Origin of the sequence: Streptomyces sp. NRRL S-455 (genome assembly GCF_000717875.1) — a bacterium.
Classification (GTDB): Bacteria; Actinomycetota; Actinomycetes; order Streptomycetales; family Streptomycetaceae; genus Streptomyces.
Window position 1 is genome coordinate 1 of the sequence record NZ_JOCT01000090.1, and the last position, 347, is coordinate 347.

A 347-nucleotide genomic window follows, 5' to 3' on the forward strand; every position below is an offset into this window, starting at 1 on the left:
GTGCGCGTCCGTACCTCTCCCGTGCGGTCCGTCTCCCGGAGGGTGACGTCCCACCCGGCCGGCGTGCGATGCGCGCCGACCAGGCGGGAGCGCGCGCACACCCTCGCCCCGGCCGCGACGGCGGCGCGGCCGACCGCCGGAGCGGCGATGCGGGCGTCGGCCTTGCCCTCCAGCGCGCTGAGGTTGGCCGCGACGACGTCCCGGGAGAGGTACGGCGCGACGGTGTCCAGCTCGGAGCGGTCGAGGGTGCGCACGTCGAGGCCCCAGGAGCGTTCCAGCTCGGCCTTGAACTCCAGCATCCCGACCTGGTCCGCGTTCTCGGCGACCATGAGCCCGCCCGTCTGGCG

1 protein-coding gene is annotated in these 347 nt (G+C 76.1%); it reads right to left on the reverse strand.

Going from position 1 to position 347, the window contains the following annotated elements:
- The coding region (locus tag IE97_RS0137935; RefSeq protein WP_158708399.1) for an FAD-dependent oxidoreductase at window positions 1-347 on the reverse strand (347 nt) is incomplete at both ends.